Source organism: Pseudarthrobacter sp. HLT1-7, from assembly GCF_059383435.1.
Genome location: NZ_JBWZCH010000025.1, coordinates 20,542 through 39,641, shown reverse-complemented (window position 1 = coordinate 39,641; position 19,100 = coordinate 20,542). Strand labels below are relative to the sequence as shown.

Sequence of the window (19,100 nt, the reverse complement as noted above, 5' to 3'; positions counted from 1 at the left end):
GCGGCGAAGGAGGCATCGAGCTTCACCGCGGTGGAGGTTCCCGTCAGCGCCGGGATCGCGGCCAGCGGCTTGGCCTTCTCAACGGGCGCCGCGGCCGAGGACGAGGCAGCCGGCGCCGACGAGGACGGGGCAGCCGGGCTGCACGCCGCGAGGGAGAACATCAGCGAACCGGCAGCGGCAACGCTCAGGAAAGTCTTAGTTGACGTACGCATGGGAGTACTCCTTGAAATCAGGTGGATAGCTGCCTTCGTTCCGTGGAACTCCGTGGACCGGGCTGCTGTGTCTTTCACCAGTACTTCGGAGATACAGGCACGACGGACGGGCCACATCGGGAAGTTATCTTCTTTGTTATGCTTCCGTTACCCACGCCCTGGGGCTCATGCCTCACGCCCCGGGGTGGCCAGTCGCTTCAGGCCGTTGTGCGTCCCTGCTGGCTCCGGCCGCGTCGCTCGAGGACGAAGACAGCGGCAGCGGTGCCAAGAACCAGCAGCGCCCAGAACCACATGAAATATCCGGCGTAGTCGGCCTCCAGTACGGTGCTTGACCGGGCCACGGATTGGGCCTTCAACAGGATCCCCGCCACCAGGGTGATGACGGCTCCCGTCAGCAGGGCACCGCGCAGCACGGCAGCTGACGGCCGCTGAAGTCTTGACCCGGCACGTGTCAGGCCGGCGCCGGCGAGGGTGGAGAGCGGCACTATGACGCCGTCGTGAATGAGGACCGCAACAGCCAGCCAGATCAGCAGGCCGATCAGCTGCTCCGGGCCCAGCTGGGTCGGCAGGCCCAACAGCCCGTAGCCGATGATTGCCGTGCCGGCGGCACCGAGCGCTATCCGGGAAACCCTGACGGTCGTCGACGCTTTCACAGGATCTCCATACTTTGCAGCCACTTGGTCTGAAGCACCCCAGGCCGGCCGGGGGCGATGATTCGGGCGGGGTAGCCATGGTCAAGATCGAGCTCCGAGCCGTTGAGCTCAAGGGCCACCAGAGTTTTATCGTCCCGGGTGTACTCGGCGGCCATGTTCATGATCCGGTAGGCACCCTCCGGTTCCAGGCTGGTGAACCGCAGTTCAGCGGCGGCCGGAGCGCCGACGGCTGCGAGCAGGTCCTGGACGCGCACGCCCCGCCAACTTGCCATTTGACTCCACCCCTCGACGCACGCAATCGGCAGATCATGGGTGTGCTGTGGCAGCGCGCGGAGCTCGGCAAGCGTGAAGGAGCGGCTCGAGGAGCCCGAGCGGACCATGAGCGCCCAAGTCGAGGATTTCGCCAGTTCGGTCACCTTGGCTTCGGCTGCGGTCCGGTTAACCGGCACGCCCTGGGGCCCGGTTTCCATCTTGCGTGGGGCGAACAAGTTTGCCGGTGCAAGCCAGGCGAACGACTGTCCCGCCGTCGTCACCACAAGCGTTCCTGTCGCCGCGGCAACACCGGTCAGGAATGCCCGTCGCGACCAGCGGCCGGGTGCAGTGCTGTCTGTGCCCGGAACAGGCCCGACGGCGGCGGCTGTACCACCGTCGTCGGCGGCCTTCGGGACGAGGGCTTCCCCGCGTGCCGGCCGCGAACGCCAGTGCGCCGAGATGGCCGGGAGTTTGACCGCGATGTGCAACAGGAGCGATCCCCAGATCACCCAGGACAGCCAATAATGGGTCTCCCGGAACGGAAACGGCCACGGATACCATTTGTATGTGTTGATCAGTCCGGTGGTCAGCTGCAGCAGCGACGAGGCGATGAACAGGGCAATGGAGGCGCGCTCCAGACCGTGCACCACGGACTTCACCGGCGGCCACTTGAGCAGTTCGGGATACACAGACCAAAGTTTCGCCAGCAGCAGCGGAATCGCGGCGATTCCGAAAGTCACGTGCAGGCCTTGAGTCAGCTGATAGATCCACACCGGACGGGTGGGGAAAAACATCCACGACGGCGGGTTCTGCAGCCCGTGGCTGAACAGACCCGTCAGGAAGCAGATGGTGAAGCTGATCCCGAGCCAGCGGCCCAGGACCACCGTCAGACGCGTGCTGCGCGTCGGCGAGGCAAACTTCGCAGCGAGGGCTTCGGTGAGCCTTTGCGGATCGGGCTTGTTCATGTCTGGATCACTTCGCCATTCCTCGGCCGTCTGGGACCATTCTAAGCGTCGAGTCTAAGCGCCCAGCCGAAAACGCCACGGACCTGGGATCCGTGGCGTTCACCGCTGTTGCGGGGGGTGTTATTTGGTGTTGACGGTGATTTTGGCGATGCCGACGAGCATGTCGGCTTTCACGGCGTCGGTCTTGAAGGTTTTGTTCAGCAGGCCGGCGGCGGTGTCGGAGATCAGCACCCGGGTTCCTTCCAGGACGGCGGTGTCGCCGGCGGCCTGGAGGGGCTTGAGGGTGGAGCCGTCAAGGTTGAAGATGTAGGCCTGCTTGGCGGCGATCTCGCCGTTGACCGCGACGTCACCGTAGAGCTTGGAGGTGCCCGGGTCGATGGTGAAGTTGGTCAGGTCCACCTTGGTCTCACCGGCGGAGAGGGAGAACCCGGAACCGGCGTGGCTGATCAGGCCCTGGACGAACGGGCGGTAGTCCTTCGCGGGATCGTAGTAATCGACCTTGCCGCCGCTGATCGGGAAGATCAGCGACCCGTCGGTCAGCGCCGCGGTGCCCACAACGCCCGGGGTGAGCTTGAGGCTCTCCAGGGCCGCGGCGAAGGAGGCATCGAGCTTCACCGCGGTGGAGGTACCCGTCAGCGCCGGGATCGCGGCCAGCGGCTTGGCCTTCTCAGCGGGCGCCGCGGCCGAGGACGAGGCAGCCGGCGCCGACGAGGACGTGGCAGCCGGGCTGCACGCCGCGAGGGAGAACATCAGCGAACCGGCAGCGGCAACGCTCAGGAAAGTCTTAGTTGACGTACGCATGGGAGTACTCCTTGAAATCAGTGGGGGTGTCCGGTCCCGAGGATGGTTCCTGCCGAGTAGCTCGGACGGGGCCGGTGCTTATCTGTCAGGAGTACTTCGACAGCACACCGGCTACGGATGGGTTCCACCGTGTTCGTGACCAATCCGTGACCCCGCACCGGCCCAGGGCATCGAACGGGGATGCCATTTCTGCCCGCAGGGTATTTAATAGTAGAAGCAGCACCACCGCGGAACATTGCCGAATCCGGGTGGAGTCTGCCCTAGATTTCCGGAAGCGAAGGTCCGGTGCGAGACGGGGCCGGCGACGCACGAGAGCCCTCTGAGACCGGGGCATCTCGCCCCCAGCCGTCGTCGGCCCCTTGGTCCGGCCAGCGCCACCGGCCCGGCGCCTCTACAAGATGGCACTTCCAGCCCATGCCGGCCACGTCCGCCGCTCATCTGCATGACGAGTCGCCAGCGGCACCCGTCCCGGCGTCACGATTGCCCACAGCGAAGAGGTCAGGAAGCTGTGCCGGACGAACGCTGAACTGCGCCGCGCCAATGCCATCCTGAAGGCGGCCGCGGCTTTCTTCGAGGCCGAGATCGACCTCGGTCCCGGAACCGAGCGGTGACGAACAGCGCGGTTGATCTGATGAAGCGGCGCCTCTCCATGCTGAGCCGCCCGTCCGTCGTAGCACAGAGGCCGGAGCCGCTATCGAAGTACCTGGGCTGCGCCGCGAGTTCGAGTTCTGGCTGGGTTTATCCCACGCACGCGCGCAGCCCGCCGTGCGGTTCGGTCACGGTCCGTAGCTTCCCAACATCCTTCGCCCCCATCGTCCTCGACGGTCATCTCGGTCGGTCATACCGCCTTGCCCTCAATCGGCCAGAGAGTTTCTCCCGGTGAGCACGTCCTGCTCCAGGATGAGCCGCGCACGCTGCGGTTCCTCGAAAAGCGGGCTATGGGCGGATTCACGGAAAGTGTAGAAGCCCTTCACCGGGGCCTTGATCAGTTCAAAGAAGTCCCGGGCGTGTTCATGGTTCGCCGTATAGTCATAGAGCCCGGTGAAGAAGTACAAAGGAAGATCAAGCTCATCGATCTGGATGGTGAGATCGGTTTTGATGAAGTCATCCCAATAAAGGCGTCTGGAATAGGACATGCCCCTCCTGATATTGATCTTCTCGCTCAGGGTGTAGGCGCGGCACCGCCACACGGCTAAAAACACCCCGGTAATTACCGAACGCATGTCGCGTGTAGTGCCGATCCCAAGTCGATGCATCGCGTCGTCCCGCAGGCGGAGATAGCTTGCAGAAAGACCGCCCGACATGCTTGCCGGTGCCGCCTCGAGCCTGCGGACCATTGAACGGTCGCCCCGGGCCCGGTACTGGTCGGTCATGTAACGATGGGCCGTGACCTCTGATCTCAATTGGTGGGACACCTGCCCCATACCGATGTAAGCGTGAAAAAGTTCGGGCGCCGCTGCCGCGACCTGTATCCCGAGAAAGCTGCCCCACGAGTGACCGAGCAGGTAGATCTTGTCCTGCCCGAAGCGCTGCCTCAGGTAGTTTGTCACCGCGATAGTGTCGCCGATCAACTGGTCAAAGGAGTCGCTTTGCCCCGGAGTGTCTGTGCGATAGGACAAGCCTGCGCCCCGCTGCTCCCACCACACCACTGTGAAGTCCTTTTCGAGCCCTGTGGGATGTGTGGTGTTGAGGAAGAACTCCGGCATGCCTGGGCCGCCATGCAGAAACAGCAGCACTGGATGGAAGATATCACTGCTCTGGATGATCATGCCCTGCCGGACACCGTTGATTTTGGTAAAAACCCTCGCAGAGATGCTCCCATCGATCGGTCGGCCAGCATCATCGGACAGTGGCGCGGGTCGACCGGGGCTCCACGCCAGCAGAAAGCCAGCCAGACCCAGGACTCCGACGAGTACCGGCAGCAATAGTCCTGTCATGAACCGCCCCAATGCGTGCAATAGTTCATTGTCTGCGATCGGGGCCGCATCATTGTCGCTGCGTTTAGTGGCGGGCGCCGGCCCCGAGAGCACCGATGACTCAGGCTATCAACCGTCTTGGCTGAAAGCAGCTCGAACGTCGCAGCGATGCCGGGCGAATATGTATCCGGGTGATGACAGCTTCCCTCGGGATAAGGCCAGCGGCAGCCGGACGTGCAGTGGGACAGAATTAAACGCCATCTACCGCGGAAAAACATGTTAGGTGATCACGGCTGCGCTGCGTTCCAACGTGACGCTGCCGGCGGCCACACCCACGACCAGATCAAGCCCCTCGTCGGTGCTGAAATTGTGCCGGTAGCCGTTGATCCAGAGCATCAGGACCATCAGGGTCCAAGCAGTTCTTTTGTTGCCGTCGATGAGCGGGTGGAACGTGCCACAGATTCAAGCAGCGCCGCGGTCTTCATAGGTAGCCGTGGATACGCTTCAGCGCCCTCGGCGATCTCCTCAAGGCGGCGATCAAGGTCTTCGGGATCGCGCAAATTCCTAGCCATATTTCATGTTACAAAAACTGTACCAAAGTACTTCGGCAGAACTTCACCACAACATTCTCATTCGGCCGCCAGCAGGCTGGCCTTCCGATTTTGTTTGGATCAGCGCCTGCTCGGGGAGTGGGGAGTCTGTCAGTGGCAAATAGCTTGTGCCCACGTCAGCGTCAGCTTTCGCGGGACGGGAGATCCGAGCGAAACATACCCTGGCGCTCGTTTTTTCACCGCTGCGGCCAGCACCGAAGTTGATTCGTCTTAGTAGTGGTGAACCGTCGCCACCGTATTGCCCGGGTACGGCTTGATGACGCGGCCGGCATATTGGACCAGTGCCGCCGGAGAGAACTGCGGCCAGAACAAGGCTCAGGAACCCCGAGACACGGACATCGGAGCCGCCGAAACACCCGGGGGTGCCCGCGGGATCCTCGCTGAGCGGAACTCACGCGGCGAACTGAGCGCACAGGAGTACCAGAAACGTCTCCGCATCCTCGGCGGGGGCCGTAGCGGCGCCGCAAACCCCCGTCGGCGGGTACTCCAACCGGCTTCTCAGCCTGCGCAGTATTCTTACTTGGCCGAAGGGCAGCTTCGGGCCACCCCGGGCGGACTGGTGCCCAATTTTCGTCAGGGAGACGTTCACGACCCGCCCTGGAACCTCAGGTGCCGCAGAGTTCTGCCGGGACCGCAATCCGGTGCCGCCGGCAGACGCCCCGACGAGGGCCGACGACAACGCGGGACACGGCGTTCACGATGAGGGTGATAGAAACCCCGAAAATGACCTGCCCGCGATGCGGGACGGGTTTCATTCCAGATGCCGGAGTGCCGAGCGGCGGGCGGCGTATTCCGTTTCGTCGATCTCGCCGCGGGCGAATCGTTCGTGCAGAATAAGCTCCGCGTCGTAGTGCGGGGGCCGCGCGGGGCCGGGTCCTTCACGCGGAGGGCTGCGCCGAAGTAACAGAACGACGACGGTGACCACCCCTCCCCAGAACACCAACATCATCAGCACCATCGCCACCCAGGCACCTAAACCCCAGCCGTTCCCGTCCCATCCATACATCCTGACTCCGTCCCGTGCCAACGTGCTGACCAGCCTTTCGTGCTGACCCGCCTTTGGTTTGAGGCTATTGCCTCTCTAGCCCAGGGAACAGGGTCCAAGGTCCTCAGCCTGTTCCCCAGACCTCATGGCTACTTTGGCTGGACCGCTTCGTGGACGACCGCGGCTTCGGATTCGGTCCCCTGATAGGCGGGGCCGGGAACGTGCGCGTCGGCGGACAACGAACCTGATCCCCGGCTACGTTGATTGGCTGGACGGCAACTCAGCCGCGCGGTGACTCCCGCCAACAAGACCCCCGGCAGAGCCGGGCATCCCGTGAACAGTACCGACGGCACCGCAACGCGGCCGGCAGGTTCCGGAGCCGCAACCCAGTCAACCGCAGTTCAGTCTCCGCGGCCGGCCCGTCGCAAGCACACCGGCCCAGCCTCAGGCGGTTTCAAGTTCCTTCAGGGCCGCGAGGAGCCGGTGATCGGCGTCCGAGGCGACCTCGGAGACGGCCGGCGCGTCGCTGAGCTGCACCATGGTCTGCGGGTCAATGGTCTGGATGACGGTGGTGCCGCTGTCCGGTCCGCGTCTGATGACGACGTTGCAGGGCAGCAACAGCCCCATGTCCGGGTCCGCGGCGAGAGCCTTCTGTGCCAGAGCAGGATTGCAGACGCCCAGGATCAGGTAGTCGCCCAGGGCCTGCCCCGCGTCGGGCCCGAGCTTCGTCTCGAAGGTGGCGCGGACATCGATTTCGGACAGCACGCCGAAGCCTTGCCCCGAGAGGGCTTCACGGGTCCGGGTTACTGCTTCTGCATAGGGCAGCGCGACGGTGATGGTGTGTGCGTAGCTCATTGTGGTGCTCCTTTGTCGGTTTTCCCAGGCATGCAAGTGGGGGCGGGGCGCTGCGCTAGCGGGCTTCGATCAGGCCCATCATGCCGCTGTCCTCATGGTCGAGAATGTGGCAGTGGTAGACGGTTTTGCCGGTGAAATCATCGAACGCGATCCGGACCCGGACACTGCTCCGGGCCGGGACGTTGACCACGTCCTGCCACTCGGGGCTGTCCACGGGCCGGCCTGCCTGTTCGACGATCTGCATCGGCCACACGTGCAGGTGCACGGGGTGGTCCATGGGGCTGGTATTCCGCAGGGTCCATTCCTCGACGGCACCGGCGGAGACGGTGGTGTCGACCCGGGCCGGGTCGAACGGCCTGCCGTTGATGGTGAAGCTCATCATCCCCGACCCCGTCCCACCGCCCATGCCGCTGCCCATGTCCGCGCCGCCGTTGTTCATACCCATACCCATGGCGAAGACCAGTTCCCGGTGCGCGGTGACCGCCAGGGAACGCAGGTCCCGCGGCACGGGCTGCGACGGGACCGGTCCCGGGGCGGCGGCCGGTTCGCCGGCAACGGCAAAGGTGGCCAGGGCCGTTCCGTCCGGGCCGGCCGGGGACCGTCCACCCCCGCTGTTGCCGCCCATCATGGATCCCACCATGCTTCCCCTGTCCACGGGCAAGGTGCGCAGCACGGCGGTCCCGTCGGCGGCGGTGACCAGCAGGTCCGCCCGGTTACCCGGGGCCAGCAGCACCTCGTCAACGTTACGGGGACTCTGGTAGCGGCCGGAGTCCATGCCCAGCAGCTGCATGTCCTGGCCGTCCAGGCGCAGTCTAAGGTACCGGGATGTGCAGGCATTGATGATCCTCCACCGTTCACGCTCGCCCGGCCGGGCGGCCAGGACCGGGTTCAGCTGCCCGTTAACCAGGACCAGGGCACCTTCCCGACCAATCATTTTCTCCATCGCCGACACGACGGCGACGGAACCGCCACCGGTGAGGGAGATGTCCGAGATGACCAGAACCCGTTCCCGGCTGACCGGCACGGGCTGGGAGTCCTGGACGATGATCGCCCCGTACAGGCCGCCGAAGATCTGGTCGGCCGCGCTGCCGTGGCGGTGGGGGTGGTACCAGTAAACGCCGGGCGGATGGTTCAGCGGGAGCCGGTACTCATAGTCAAAGGACATTCCCGGTTCCACCGAAACCAGCGCATTGTCGCCGTTGCCCTCCGGGGAGACGTGCAAGCCATGGACGTGCAGGTTGGTCGGATCCGCCAACCGGTTCTCCAGCGATACATTCACCCGATCCCCGGGCCGCAGGAACAGGGTGGGGCCGGGCAGTGAACCGTTGTAGGACAGCGCATTGGCATCCCTGCCTGCCACCCGCACCTGGCCCGGGGCTGCTGAAAGCTTCACCTGAAGCCGGCCATCGGCACTCTGCAGGGCCTGCGGTTCGCTCAAGTCCTGCCCACCGGCGGCCGGTAATCCGAGGCCCCACCCCGACAGCAATCCTGCGGCGCCTGTCACGGTGGCCGCCGCCCCGACGCCTCCCAGGATCAGGGCAGTGCGACGGCTGACTGGTTGCATCATGTATCGCCTCCGAGGACCTCAAGCCGTTCACGGTATTCTTCTGTGCTCAAGTCTCCCCTGGCGTAGCGTTCATCCAGAATCCGTCGGGCGGTAGTCGCGCCGACGGCTCCGGGCGGGATCGGGCCAGGACCCCGGCCGCTCCCGGGTCGGGTGATCCCCCCGGAAAAAGCCCGCACGGTTAGGATCACCAGCAAAACGGTACCAACAATCAGGAGCAGCCAGAACAGCCACGTCCAGCCCGTCATCGAACCAAAATTGCCCATCACATTCCTTTCCGTTCGTGGTCCACCGGCCGTTGTCCCGCCGGGCGATGATGGCGGATCCGGCGCAACTAAGTGCTTTCGCGACGCCCGCGAGCTGGCCCTAGGCCCGCTGAAGCCGGTTGGCGACGGGGATCAGTCCTGATGAATCGCGTTGCATAGCCAGCTCCAGACCTCGGTGGATGCTCTGCCAAGTCTATACCCCAGAGGGTATAACGGCTGACGGCGGAGCATCCGCATCCGGTCGGCCGCGGATCGCTTGCAAGATACCCCTGGGGGTATTATCGTAGTGGTTAGAGGAACGGAGGATCCCCTCCCGGAGACTCCCCCACCACCTGACGAAGGAGAGCACATGCTTCTGGAACGCATTTACGACGAAGACCTGGCCCAGGCCAGTTACCTGATCGGCTGCCAGGCCAAGGGTGTAGCGGTGGTTGTCGACCCCCGCCGCGACATCGCCGTGTACCAGGGCCTGGCCGAGAAGAACGGCATGAAGATTGTGGCCGTCACCGAGACCCACATCCACGCGGACTTCCTCTCCGGGACCCGTGAACTCGCTGCCGCGACCGGCGCCACCGTCTACGTCTCCGGCGAGGGCGGGCCGGACTGGCAATACGCGTTCGACGGCGAGCGGCTGTTCGACGGCGACACGATCACCCTCGGCAACATCAGCATCCAGGCGCTGCACACCCCGGGCCACACCCCCGAGCACCTCTCCTTCCTGATCACCGACGGCGCCTTCGCCGATGCCCCCGGCTATCTGCTCTCCGGTGACTTCGTCTTCTCCGGTGACCTGGGCCGGCCGGACCTGCTTGACGAGGCAGCCGGCGGCGTGGACACCCGCTTCGCCGGCGCCAGGCAGCTCTTCGCCAGTCTGCGGGACAAGTTCCTGACCCTGCCCGACCACGTCCAGGTCCACCCGGCGCACGGCGCCGGCAGCGCCTGCGGCAAAGCCCTCGGCGCCATCCCGTCCAGCACGGTCGGCTACGAGCGCCTCTACGCCTGGTGGGGACCGTATCTGGCGGCCAACGACGAACGGGGCTTCGTTGACGAACTCCTCGACGGCCAGCCCGACGCCCACGCCTACTTCGGCCGGATGAAGCACGAAAACCGGCAGGGCCCGGCTGTGTTGGGCGAGCGGGCACCCCTTGCGGAACTCGCCACCGGCGACGTCGCACGCGACCTCGCCCAGGATACGGTGACCTTCGTGGACACCCGGCCCCACGCCGAAGTCCACACGGGCACCGTCACCCGCTCCGTCAACATCCCGGCCGGTAAATCCGCGGCCAGCTTCGGCGCCTGGGTAGTCAACCCGGAAACCGACAAGAACCCGCTGGTGCTGCTGGCCCCGGACCAGGCCTCCGCGCAAGAGATGTGGGACCACCTGCTCCGGGTCGGCATCGACAGGGTCGTAGGCTACGTCACCAGCCTCGAGGGCCTGCCCGCCAGCACCCCGACGCTCATCGCACCCGAAGAACTCGAAGACTTCGACGCCGCCATGGTCCTGGACGTCCGCAACCGCACCGAACACACGGCCGGGCACATTCCCGGCTCCGTGCAGCTCAGCGGCGGCCGCGTCATGTGGAACCTCGACCAACTCCCCGCCTCAGGCACCATCGTGAGCTACTGCCAGAGCGGGGTCCGCAACTCCGTCGCGGCCAGCGCCCTGCGCCGCGCCGGCTACGATGTCGTCGAACTCGACGGCAGCTACGCCGCCTGGGCAGCGCAGCAGGAGTCACGGCAGTCTGTTCCCAGCAACTGATCCAGGCAGCACCTGAAGTGATCGATTGACACCGCTGGCGGCGGCCCGGTCTGCCCGGGCCGCCGCCAACTAAGTGCCCACGACAACTGGAGCGCAGCAATGACATCCGGAAATACCTCGCCAGCGCAGGAACGCAGCATCCGGACTGGCGTGATGCTGGGCCTTCGGCAGAACCTGGCCCAGTTCTTTCTGCTCGTGGCCGTCAATGCCCTCGTCGGCGGCACCCTCGGCCAGGAACGCACCGTACTCCCGCTCCTCGCCGGGCAGGTCTTCCACCTTGACGTTTACACGTCCGCCCTGACCTACATCCTGGCCTTCGGCCTGGCCAAGGCCGGCACCAACTTCTTCGCCGGCACCCTTTCGGACCGCTACGGCCGCAAACCCGTGCTGATCACCGGCTGGCTGATCGCGCTGCCCGTCCCGCTGATGCTGATCTTCGGGCCGTCCTGGGGCTGGATCGTCGCCGCCAACGTGATCCTGGGCATCAGCCAGGGCCTGACCTGGTCCACCACCGTGATGATGAAGATGGACCTCGTCGGCCCGTCCCGGCGCGGCCTGGCCATGGGCTTGAACGAAGCCGCCGGCTACCTCGGCGTCGCCGGCACCGCCCTGGCCACCGGCTACATCGCCGCCAACTACGGCCTGCGCCCCGGACCCTTCCTGCTCGGCGCCGCCTACATCGCACTGGGACTCGGCCTCTCCGTCGTCGCCGTGCAGGAAACCCGGGGCCATGCCAGGTTGGAGGCCGCCAACCACACGCCGGCCCACGCCGGCGCCCACGGTGAACTGAGCACCCGGGAAATCTTCACCCTCACCAGCTTCCGGGACAGGTCCCTCTCCTCAGTCAGCCAGGCCGGCATGGTCAATAACCTCAACGACGGCCTCGCCTGGGGTCTCTTCCCCGTCCTGTTTGCCGCCGCCGGACTGACCATCGAAAAGATCGGCATCCTCGCCGCCGTCTACCCCGCGGTCTGGGGCGCCGGCCAACTGGCCACGGGCGCACTGTCGGACAGATACGGCCGGAAATGGCTGATCGTCGGCGGCATGCTGGTCCAGGCCGCCGCACTCGGAACGATCGCCGTCGGCCAGGACTTCGGGACCTGGCTCTCCGCCGCCATCCTGCTCGGAGCCGGCACCGCTCTGGTCTACCCCACCCTGCTTGCAGCCATCGGCGATGTCGCCCACCCGGCGTGGCGGGCACGATCCGTCGGGATCTACCGGCTGTGGCGCGACGGCGGATTCGCCGTCGGCGCCTTACTCTCCGGGGTCATCGCAGACGCCTACGGCATCCCGGCGGCCGTCGCCGTCGTCGCCGTCCTCACCGCGCTGTCGGGGATCCTCGTTGCCGTCCGGATGCGCGGATCGGATCACAAACCCGCCGTCTCGCAGGGGAAAACACTAAACCCGGCGCAGTCCGCGCCGCTCTGACATGACATGACATGACCATCCAGCCGCTCCCAGGTCTGAGGAGTAGGAGCGCGGAGGGCCGGGGCAGCCCGGGGCAGCCGCTACAACCTTGTTGACGACCCAGGAAACCCACCAAAGCCACCGCTCATGGCCCCCATCTCCGCCATGGAGTTTGGGGCGTCGTCAACGCCAATCTGTGAGCTTGGCGCTTTCGATCCGCTGAAGAATGCCGGCGCCGCTGACGCCGAGCCTGCCAATGCGGTCCGCAATGGCTGATTCCGCCATAGTCCGCGCGGGCAGGGTGGCAACCGGATGCGCCGTTCGGTGACAGGGAAGAAATGCGGCAACAAAACGCGGGCGGGCTTGTGGCCAGCACGCCCACCCGGTCATGCCGGGTCCCCAACCCACTCTCAGGAGAGGAGTGCCTTTACGGCGACATAGGCGGCGACAATCAGAACCAGGATTCCAAAGCCACGCTTGAGTGCCTTCTCGGGGATCCTGGTGCCGACCCGCCCGGCCGCGAGCGAGGCGATCATCGCTGTTCCGGCGAAGGCAGCCGCGACAGCCCAATCGATCTGGACATCACCCAGGTGCGAGGCGAAGCCGGCGGCGGAATTGATCACGATGATGACTAGGGACGTCCCGACGGTCAGAGCCATCGGAAGTCCCAGGACCAGAGTGAGGGCCGGGACGATCAGGAAGCCACCGCCGACGCCGAGCAGACCGGTCAGGAACCCCACGACGGCGCCGGTGGCAATTGCCTTGGGCAGGCAACTGCGCCAGTTGACGCCGCCGCCGGGCAGAGCGCACGCGCCGCCGGAGGATTTGGGCGGCATCAGCATCCGGATGCCGGCGAAGACCATGATGGCGGCAAAAGCCAGCAACAGAATCTTTGGGTCCAGGAACCGGTTGACCACGGCACCGAGGTACGCGGTCACGGTTCCGGCGGCGCCGATGATCAGCGCCAGCCTCCAGTTCACCCCCGACCGCAGCCGGGGCAGCACCGCGGCGGCGGAGGAAGCCCCGACAACCACCAGGGACGTCGGGATCGCCGCGGCAAGCGGCAGCCCCACGCCATAAACCAGCGCGGGGACGGCGAGAATGGAGCCGCCGCCTCCGACCAGGCCCAGCAGGGCGCCGACGATCAGCCCGAACGCCGCCGCGGAGAGGATCATGCCCCGGCGTCCAGGTTCTGCAGGGCCCGGTGCGCGGTGGGCTCGCTGGTGGAACGGTTCCATGGCATCTTGGAAAGCAGCTGGCCCATGGCGCAGCTGTTGGTCGCGGCGGAGAACGTCAGCCCGGCGCCGATGCCGCCCGCGAGCAGTCCAAGCTTGGGCGAGAGGAACCTGCTGCCCAGCACGCCGGCCAGCACGAGGGAGCCTGCGGTCATCCGGACCTGACGCTCCAGGGCCCAGGTGCCGCGGCCCCTGACGACGTCGCCGCCGGCGGCCGCGTAGGCCGGAACCCCGCCGCTGAGAACTCTGGCGCCGGCCAGCCCGACTGCACCCAGATGCTTGCGTGCCTGCTCGGCACGGTGGCCCGACTGGCACACGAGCACCACGCGGGTGCCCATTTTTGCCGCGAATTCTTCCGTGTGCTCGCTGAGCATGGCCAGCGGCACATGGTAGGAGCCCCTGATGTGCATGGAATCGAACTCGGCGCCGCTCCGGACGTCGATGATCATCAGATCGTCGTGATTGTCTTCCCAGACCTTCAACGTGGAGGGGTCAATGGTCTGGGCAGCGGCGTCAACCGCGATGGTCCTGGTCAAGTCAGTCATAGTCGCTTTCGGTATATCTTTGGCATTTCTCGTGGCAGCGTCCGCGGGGACGGTGGCCGCTGCCAACCGGATGGCCCACCTCTCAGGGGCGGGGCCAGTCATTTGGAGGCCCGGGCGGCGCTGGGGTGCGCCTCCCGGGCAGATCGGAGGATCGGAGGATCGGAGGATCGGAGGATCGGAGGATCAAAGCCTAGTCAGTGGGGAGGCCCGCGCCCGTCCAGTCGAGCATTCCACCGGGCATGGTGTAGGCAGTGAAACCGGCGGCTGCGAGCTGGTCTGCGGCGGCCGCACTGCGGCGCCCGCTGCGGCAGACAGCGATGACCGGACGGGACATGTCCAGTTCATTCCGGCGGGCGGCCAGTTCGCCGAGCGCGATGTGCTTCGCCCCGGGGATCATGCCGTCAGCCACTTCATCTGATTCGCGGACATCGACGATCTGGGCAGCACTGCCGCTCTTGAGCTGTTTCGCAAGCTGCTGTGGGGTGATTTCCATGGCTGGACCTTTCGGTGGGACGGGATTGTTTTGCGGCGAGGAAGGAGAATTGCAGGATTTCCGGATACTGAGGCGGTCAGCGGCCCAGCTCAGGCGCGGGCAGAGCGCGGAGCTTGAGCCCCTACGGGTATCTACCCCTTCATCATGATACCCCAGGGGGTATTATTGCAAGCTGGCCAGTTTTCTTTCGGTTTCTTGCATAAGATACCCCCAGGGGTATAGCATTTTTTCATGGCAACCATCGACATATCCGAAGCGACTTTCAACGACACCATCACCGGCAGCGAAATCGTGCTGGTGGACTTCTGGGCTGCCTGGTGCGGACCCTGCCGGATATTCGCCCCCACCTTCGACAAAGCCTCGGACAACCACCCGGACGTCGTCTTCGCGAAAGTGGACACCGAGGCCGAGCCCGGCCTCTCCGCTGCCGCCAGCATCACCTCCATTCCCACCCTGATCGCATTCCGGGAAGGGGTCCTCGTTTTCTCCCAGCCGGGGGCGATGAGCGCGACTGGGCTGGAGCATCTCATCACCGGTATCAAAGAGCTGGACATGAAAGACGTCCGGGCCAAAATTGCGGCGTCGGCGGCATCCTAAAAACGACGGACCTGAAGGGCCCTCCCCGCTTTGCTCCCCGGGCAACCGGCCCGGGCCGATGCTAAATCGACGCTTCAGGCGGCAGCATGAGCATCGAACCAGCTGGCACGGCCTCCGGCAGATTCCGGCCGCCCGGCGGAGGGCGCCCGGCACCGACCATCCGACACGCGTACCGCTGAGGTATCGTCCAAAACCTGCCGACAGGCGTGCGATATCTTGCCGTTGGCAGCGGGATCCAGGGGGACCAGTTCGCCTGGACCGAGCCGACAGATACCAATCGACGGGCTGTGCGTCAGGAAGTCGTTACCCATCACCCGCCACAGGTGCAAGTCGCGGCGCCATCTCGCGTATCGTGAGGATCAATGAAGCCCTTTGGACTGCCGGCCCGCGAGCTCGCCGCATTCGCCCGCCCGGTGCTGGAATACCTTCCCGCCGGGTATGCGGCTGACGACGCAACGCAGGCCGAGATCGACGGCGTCGGGTCCCTCGCCGCTCTCGCATCACCGGACGTTGCGGCGGCCAGGATAGGCCGGCTCGAAGTCAGCGTCAGCACCTGGGACATGACCGAGCGGCTACTCGAAGCCAACGACGATCGGACCGTCATTTCAGGCCTGAGGTACCTCAACCTCGACCCGGCCTTCCCGTTCGTGGCGGTCAAAACAACTGCCCGGGTAAACTCCGCTGCGGCTGTGGCGGCACTCGCCGCACAGGTGGCCGAGGCCTACCGCGGCGTCCGAGTGCGGGGCTTCACGTTCTGGGAGCAGCCGGGTCTCCAACTCCCTTCCACGGAAAACTGGGCAACAGTTATGGCCGGGTCCGTGGAGGTGGCGGTCAGAGCCGACGAGCGGGATCTGACCGGTACTCTGAGGATCTCCTGGCCGGTAGCGGCGACTGACGTGTACGCCGACTATCAGCGCGGACATCAAGTGTGGCGGTCGGACGCCCCGGAGCTTGCCCCGTTTGTTTCAGAGTCCGGTCAGGAGGGACTCCAAGAAGCCGCGGACCAGGGCTTGTTGATGTCACTGCGGGACGACCGTGGCTTTGCGGGATTGGCGGCCGCCACAATGTCACCGCTCTTTGGCCGGCGCGCGGTCTGTATGTTGGACTTGTTCCTGACGGATCGTTGGCGTGGCCGGGGCCTGGCTCCGGCGATGCAATCCGCGTTCCTGGCCGGTCAAAACTCAGGGGCGGACACCGTCTGGGGCCACATCCACGCGGGAAACATGCCCTCGCTGCGCACGGCGCAGAAGCTGGGCCGCCGTCCGGTCCAGCAGGAGTACTTCGTCAGCATGTTCGCCCACTGATATTTCCGGCCCTCCGGCGTGCCGGGACAACGCAGCACAGTGCACGCGGCATGACAGTGACCCTACCGAGGGACAGCAGACCGGATGATGGATCGTCAGCCAACTCCTCCGCTCAACCAGGTGCTACCACGCTGGGCGGGAACGACGGCATATCGATTGCCCGGATTCATCGGACGGGGTGCCGCAGATGCGGATCCTCCCGCTGGGGTACGGACTCCTCGCGGGCGGCCACACCGGGGGGAGCCTCAGTTGGAGTATGCCGTTCCGCCGGCTTCCGGCAGCATTGCTTTTTGTCAGAGTCGGGGCATATCGTTGATTATCGTTATATATCGTTCGCGACTAATTTAGGAGAGCATGATGCGTAATTCATACCCGACGGGCGGATTCGGCGGCAACAACATCGACGGCATGTGGCAGGCCGTGGAGGAGCTGCGTTCAAGGTTTGAGAAGCGCTCGGGCACGCGTGCGGGCCGGGGCGAAGTGCGGTCGGCGATACTGGCCCTGCTCGCGGAACGGCCGATGCACGGCTACCAGATCATCCGCGAAATCGAGGAGCGCAGCGGTGGCAGCTGGAAGCCTAGTGCCGGCTCCGTCTACCCCACGCTGCAGCTGCTGGCCGATGAGGGGTTCATCAGTGCCGAGGAATCCAATGGCCGCAAGATTTACTCGCTGACCGAAGCAGGCCGGGAAGATGTGGCGGGCGCCGACGCGTCAGCGCCATGGGAATCAACGGGCCCGGCCTCACACGCAGGGTTCGCGGCGCTGCCCAAGGCTGGCGTCGAGCTCGCGCAGGCCGCGTCCCAGGTGGGCCGCACCGGCTCGCCAAAGCAGGTGCAGGAGGCAGTCACGGTGCTCGACGAGGCACGTCGCCGGCTGTATTCGATCCTCGCCCAGGACTGACGGGGGTGACATCGGTTCGTCGGGGCCGGGCAGATCCGGTACCCGGCGCCGGGAACACCCGTGCCCGTTACCGTCGCATTCTGCGCTTCGCCGCGTGGCATCTCGCGGTGACGTGGTGGTTTGAGCTGTTCCTCCCTCGCATCGGGCTGGCCAGGATTGCCGAACGCACCCGGACCCAGAGGATGCGGCGCTTCGCGCAGCGCTTCCGTGTGCTCGCTGTGGATCTTGGCGGTCTAATGATCAAGGTTGGTCAGTTCCTGTCGTCCAGGCTCGATGTGCTCCCGCCGGAGATTACTGCTGAACTGGAAGGGCTGCAGGATGAGGCGCCCCCCGTCCCGTTCCCCGCAATCCGTGCCCTTGCCGAGGCGGAGCTGGGTGCGCCGCTGGACCGGGTGTTCGCCTCGGTCGAGGAGACGCCAGTCGCCGCCGCCTCCTTGGGGCAAGCGCACCGGGCCCGACTCCTTCGCTCCGACGCCGCCGATACCGGTCTGGATAACGTGGTGTTGAAGGTGCAGCGACCGGGCATCGACGCGATTGTCGACGTCGACCTGGCCGCGCTGCGCAAAGTTGGCGGCTGGCTCAGCCACGTGCGTCTTGTGTCCGATCGTGCAGACATGCCCGCCCTGGTCGAGGAGTTCGCGCAGACCAGTCTCGAGGAGATCGACTACCTCCAGGAGGCGGCGAATTTAGAGCGCTTTGCCGCTGATTTCGCCGACGACCACAGGGTGACTGTGCCAGGGGTCGTTTGGGAGCGGAGCACCCGCCGCGTACTCACCCTCGAAGACGTCACGGCGATCAAGATCACGGACTTGGAGGGGCTTCTTGCGGCGGGCATCGATCCGGCGCAGGTCGCCCCGGTTTTCGCGTCGGTCATGTTCGACCAGATGTTCTCGAACGGCTTTTTCCACGCCGATCCGCACCCCGGCAATATCTTTGTCACCCCGACTACCGATCCATCCGCGGAGCGCCCGTGGACGCTGACGTTCATCGATTTCGGCATGATGGGCGAGGTTCCGCCGAGTACTCGCAGCGGCCTGCGGAAGCTGCTCATCGCGGCCGCCTCGCGTGACGGCAGGGGCTTGGTGACCGCGATCAGTGACGTGGGTGTGCTGGTGCCGTCGGCCGACACAGCTGAGCTTGAGCGGGCGATGACGCACCTCTTCGGCCGGTTTGGCGGGATGGGCTTCGCCGAGCTTCGCGAGGTGGACCCGCGGGAATTCCTTGATTTTGCGGTGGAGTTCGGCGACCTGGTTCGCTCGTTGCCGTTCCAGGTGCCGGAGAACTTCCTGCTCATCATCCGCGCGATGTCCCTGACGTCGGGTGTATGCAGCTCGCTGGACGCACGATTCAATCTGTGGGACTCGGTGGAACCCTATGCAGCGCAGCTGCTGCGCGACGAGCGCGGCAACATCGTGCAGGACGTCGCTCAACAAGCGCTCGACGCCGCCGGGGTCGCCCTGCGTCTGCCGAAACGACTGGATGGGCTTGTCACCCGGATCGAGGACGGTTCACTGTCCGTGGCCAATCCGCGCCTCGAACGGCAGGTGGCCCGGCTTGACCGCACGGCGCAGAGATCGGCATCGGCACTGATATTCGGCGCCCTGCTGATCGCAGGTTCCGTGGTCCGGGCAGACGACACGGTGCTCGGCAGCGCGCTGATGATCGTGTCGGTGATTCCGCTGCTGCACGGGCTGTGGGCGGGGCGCCGCGGCCTCTGAGCGACGTAGCGTGCCGAGACCCGGCCGTAAGCCCAGCCGCCCGGTCAGCGACCTCCATTTCG

The 19,100-nt window shown here is 65.5% G+C and carries 17 protein-coding genes and 2 pseudogenes; 7 read left to right on the top strand and 12 right to left on the bottom strand.

All coding sequences use genetic code 11. From position 1 onward, the window contains the following. From AC50X6_RS17985 to AC50X6_RS17970, 4 genes and pseudogenes are all read right to left on the bottom strand, one after another. Nucleotides 1–212: pseudogene (locus tag AC50X6_RS17985) on the bottom strand (hypothetical protein); the annotation flags it as partial. Between the two features lie 197 nt (nt 213–409). Then, entirely contained in the window at nt 410–865 is a 456-nt protein-coding gene (locus tag AC50X6_RS17980; RefSeq protein ID WP_494967513.1) for a hypothetical protein, read from the bottom strand. After that, entirely contained in the window at nt 862–2,082 is a 1,221-nt protein-coding gene (locus AC50X6_RS17975) for a molybdopterin-dependent oxidoreductase (RefSeq protein WP_494967512.1), read from the bottom strand. The genes AC50X6_RS17980 and AC50X6_RS17975 overlap by 4 nt, the downstream gene beginning before the upstream one ends. A gap of 120 nt (nt 2,083–2,202) precedes the next feature. Then, nucleotides 2,203–2,883 (bottom strand): hypothetical protein, encoded by a 681-nt coding sequence (locus AC50X6_RS17970; protein WP_494967511.1) that lies wholly within the window; start codon nt 2,881–2,883, stop codon nt 2,203–2,205. A 449-nt stretch (nt 2,884–3,332) separates the two neighbouring features. On the opposite strand from AC50X6_RS17970, the pseudogene AC50X6_RS17965 reads away from it, so the two are divergent. Then, nucleotides 3,333–3,472: pseudogene (locus AC50X6_RS17965) on the top strand (IS3-like element ISMyma3 family transposase); the annotation flags it as partial. 265 nt (nt 3,473–3,737) lie between these two features. Here AC50X6_RS17965 and AC50X6_RS17960 read toward each other — a convergent pair. From AC50X6_RS17960 to AC50X6_RS17940, 5 genes are all read right to left on the bottom strand, one after another. Next, on the bottom strand, nt 3,738–4,820 hold the full coding sequence (locus tag AC50X6_RS17960) for an alpha/beta fold hydrolase (RefSeq protein WP_494967510.1): 1,083 nt from the start codon (nt 4,818–4,820) through the stop codon (nt 3,738–3,740). Nucleotides 4,821–5,078: 258 nt separating this feature from the next. Beyond that, complete coding sequence (locus tag AC50X6_RS17955; protein WP_494967509.1) at nt 5,079–5,204, bottom strand: hypothetical protein; 126 nt, start codon at nt 5,202–5,204, stop codon at nt 5,079–5,081. A 957-nt stretch (nt 5,205–6,161) separates the two neighbouring features. Then, a complete protein-coding gene (locus AC50X6_RS17950) occupies nt 6,162–6,368 on the bottom strand; it encodes an SHOCT domain-containing protein (RefSeq protein ID WP_494967516.1) in 207 nt (68 codons plus the stop codon). Nucleotides 6,369–6,839: 471 nt separating this feature from the next. Beyond that, entirely contained in the window at nt 6,840–7,250 is a 411-nt protein-coding gene (locus AC50X6_RS17945) for a DUF302 domain-containing protein (protein ID WP_494967508.1), read from the bottom strand. Between the two features lie 55 nt (nt 7,251–7,305). Then, entirely contained in the window at nt 7,306–8,814 is a 1,509-nt protein-coding gene (locus tag AC50X6_RS17940) for a multicopper oxidase family protein (protein WP_494967515.1), read from the bottom strand. 615 nt (nt 8,815–9,429) lie between these two features. Here AC50X6_RS17940 and AC50X6_RS17935 point away from each other — a divergent pair. Together AC50X6_RS17935 and AC50X6_RS17930 are read left to right on the top strand one after the other, a co-directional pair. Continuing rightward, nucleotides 9,430–10,839 (top strand): MBL fold metallo-hydrolase, encoded by a 1,410-nt coding sequence (locus AC50X6_RS17935; RefSeq protein ID WP_494967507.1) that lies wholly within the window; start codon nt 9,430–9,432, stop codon nt 10,837–10,839. A 99-nt stretch (nt 10,840–10,938) separates the two neighbouring features. Further along, on the top strand, nt 10,939–12,267 hold the full coding sequence (locus tag AC50X6_RS17930) for an MFS transporter (protein ID WP_494967506.1): 1,329 nt from the start codon (nt 10,939–10,941) through the stop codon (nt 12,265–12,267). Nucleotides 12,268–12,656: 389 nt separating this feature from the next. Here the strand turns inward: AC50X6_RS17930 and AC50X6_RS17925 are convergent, their stop codons facing one another. The 3 genes from AC50X6_RS17925 to AC50X6_RS17915 form a co-directional block, all read right to left on the bottom strand. Then, nucleotides 12,657–13,421, bottom strand: coding sequence for a sulfite exporter TauE/SafE family protein (locus tag AC50X6_RS17925; protein ID WP_494967505.1), 765 nt, complete (start codon nt 13,419–13,421; stop codon nt 12,657–12,659). Further along, nucleotides 13,418–14,026, bottom strand: coding sequence for a rhodanese-like domain-containing protein (locus AC50X6_RS17920; RefSeq protein ID WP_494967504.1), 609 nt, complete (start codon nt 14,024–14,026; stop codon nt 13,418–13,420). The genes AC50X6_RS17925 and AC50X6_RS17920 overlap by 4 nt, the downstream gene beginning before the upstream one ends. Before the next feature lie 190 nt (nt 14,027–14,216). Beyond that, nucleotides 14,217–14,519 (bottom strand): rhodanese-like domain-containing protein, encoded by a 303-nt coding sequence (locus tag AC50X6_RS17915; RefSeq protein WP_494967503.1) that lies wholly within the window; start codon nt 14,517–14,519, stop codon nt 14,217–14,219. Between the two features lie 231 nt (nt 14,520–14,750). Between AC50X6_RS17915 and trxA the strand changes: the two genes are divergently transcribed. The 4 genes from trxA (at nt 14,751) to AC50X6_RS17895 (ending at nt 19,038) form a co-directional block, all read left to right on the top strand. Next, entirely contained in the window at nt 14,751–15,116 is a 366-nt protein-coding gene (gene trxA / locus AC50X6_RS17910; RefSeq protein ID WP_494967502.1) for a thioredoxin, read from the top strand. A 362-nt stretch (nt 15,117–15,478) separates the two neighbouring features. Beyond that, on the top strand, nt 15,479–16,420 hold the full coding sequence (locus AC50X6_RS17905; protein WP_494967501.1) for a hypothetical protein: 942 nt from the start codon (nt 15,479–15,481) through the stop codon (nt 16,418–16,420). Between the two features lie 357 nt (nt 16,421–16,777). After that, nucleotides 16,778–17,320 carry a PadR family transcriptional regulator gene (locus AC50X6_RS17900; RefSeq protein ID WP_326968847.1) on the top strand — a complete coding sequence of 181 codons (543 nt, stop codon included), beginning with the start codon at nt 16,778–16,780 and terminating at the stop codon, nt 17,318–17,320. 5 nt (nt 17,321–17,325) lie between these two features. Next, on the top strand, nt 17,326–19,038 hold the full coding sequence (locus AC50X6_RS17895) for an ABC1 kinase family protein (protein WP_494967500.1): 1,713 nt from the start codon (nt 17,326–17,328) through the stop codon (nt 19,036–19,038). Nucleotides 19,039–19,100: the final 62 nt, after the last annotated feature.

Excerpts from the sequence above, each read along its gene's own strand:
- AC50X6_RS17960 (WP_494967510.1), bottom strand. The coding sequence starts at position 4,820 with ATGACAGGACTATTGCTGCCGGTACTCGTCGGAGTCCTGGGTCTGGCT.
- AC50X6_RS17945 (WP_494967508.1), bottom strand. The coding sequence starts at position 7,250 with ATGAGCTACGCACACACCATCACCGTCGCGCTGCCCTATGCAGAAGCA.
- AC50X6_RS17955 (WP_494967509.1), bottom strand. The coding sequence starts at position 5,204 with ATGGTCCTGATGCTCTGGATCAACGGCTACCGGCACAATTTCAGCACC.
- AC50X6_RS17905 (WP_494967501.1), top strand. The coding sequence starts at position 15,479 with ATGAAGCCCTTTGGACTGCCGGCCCGCGAGCTCGCCGCATTCGCCCGC.
- trxA (WP_494967502.1), top strand. The coding sequence starts at position 14,751 with ATGGCAACCATCGACATATCCGAAGCGACTTTCAACGACACCATCACC.
- AC50X6_RS17950 (WP_494967516.1), bottom strand. The coding sequence starts at position 6,368 with ATGGTGCTGATGATGTTGGTGTTCTGGGGAGGGGTGGTCACCGTCGTC.
- AC50X6_RS17930 (WP_494967506.1), top strand. The coding sequence starts at position 10,939 with ATGACATCCGGAAATACCTCGCCAGCGCAGGAACGCAGCATCCGGACT.
- AC50X6_RS17975 (WP_494967512.1), bottom strand. The coding sequence starts at position 2,082 with ATGAACAAGCCCGATCCGCAAAGGCTCACCGAAGCCCTCGCTGCGAAG.
- AC50X6_RS17935 (WP_494967507.1), top strand. The coding sequence starts at position 9,430 with ATGCTTCTGGAACGCATTTACGACGAAGACCTGGCCCAGGCCAGTTAC.
- AC50X6_RS17915 (WP_494967503.1), bottom strand. The coding sequence starts at position 14,519 with ATGGAAATCACCCCACAGCAGCTTGCGAAACAGCTCAAGAGCGGCAGT.
- AC50X6_RS17920 (WP_494967504.1), bottom strand. The coding sequence starts at position 14,026 with ATGACTGACTTGACCAGGACCATCGCGGTTGACGCCGCTGCCCAGACC.
- AC50X6_RS17900 (WP_326968847.1), top strand. The coding sequence starts at position 16,778 with ATGCGTAATTCATACCCGACGGGCGGATTCGGCGGCAACAACATCGAC.
- AC50X6_RS17970 (WP_494967511.1), bottom strand. The coding sequence starts at position 2,883 with ATGCGTACGTCAACTAAGACTTTCCTGAGCGTTGCCGCTGCCGGTTCG.
- AC50X6_RS17940 (WP_494967515.1), bottom strand. The coding sequence starts at position 8,814 with ATGCAACCAGTCAGCCGTCGCACTGCCCTGATCCTGGGAGGCGTCGGG.
- AC50X6_RS17925 (WP_494967505.1), bottom strand. The coding sequence starts at position 13,421 with ATGATCCTCTCCGCGGCGGCGTTCGGGCTGATCGTCGGCGCCCTGCTG.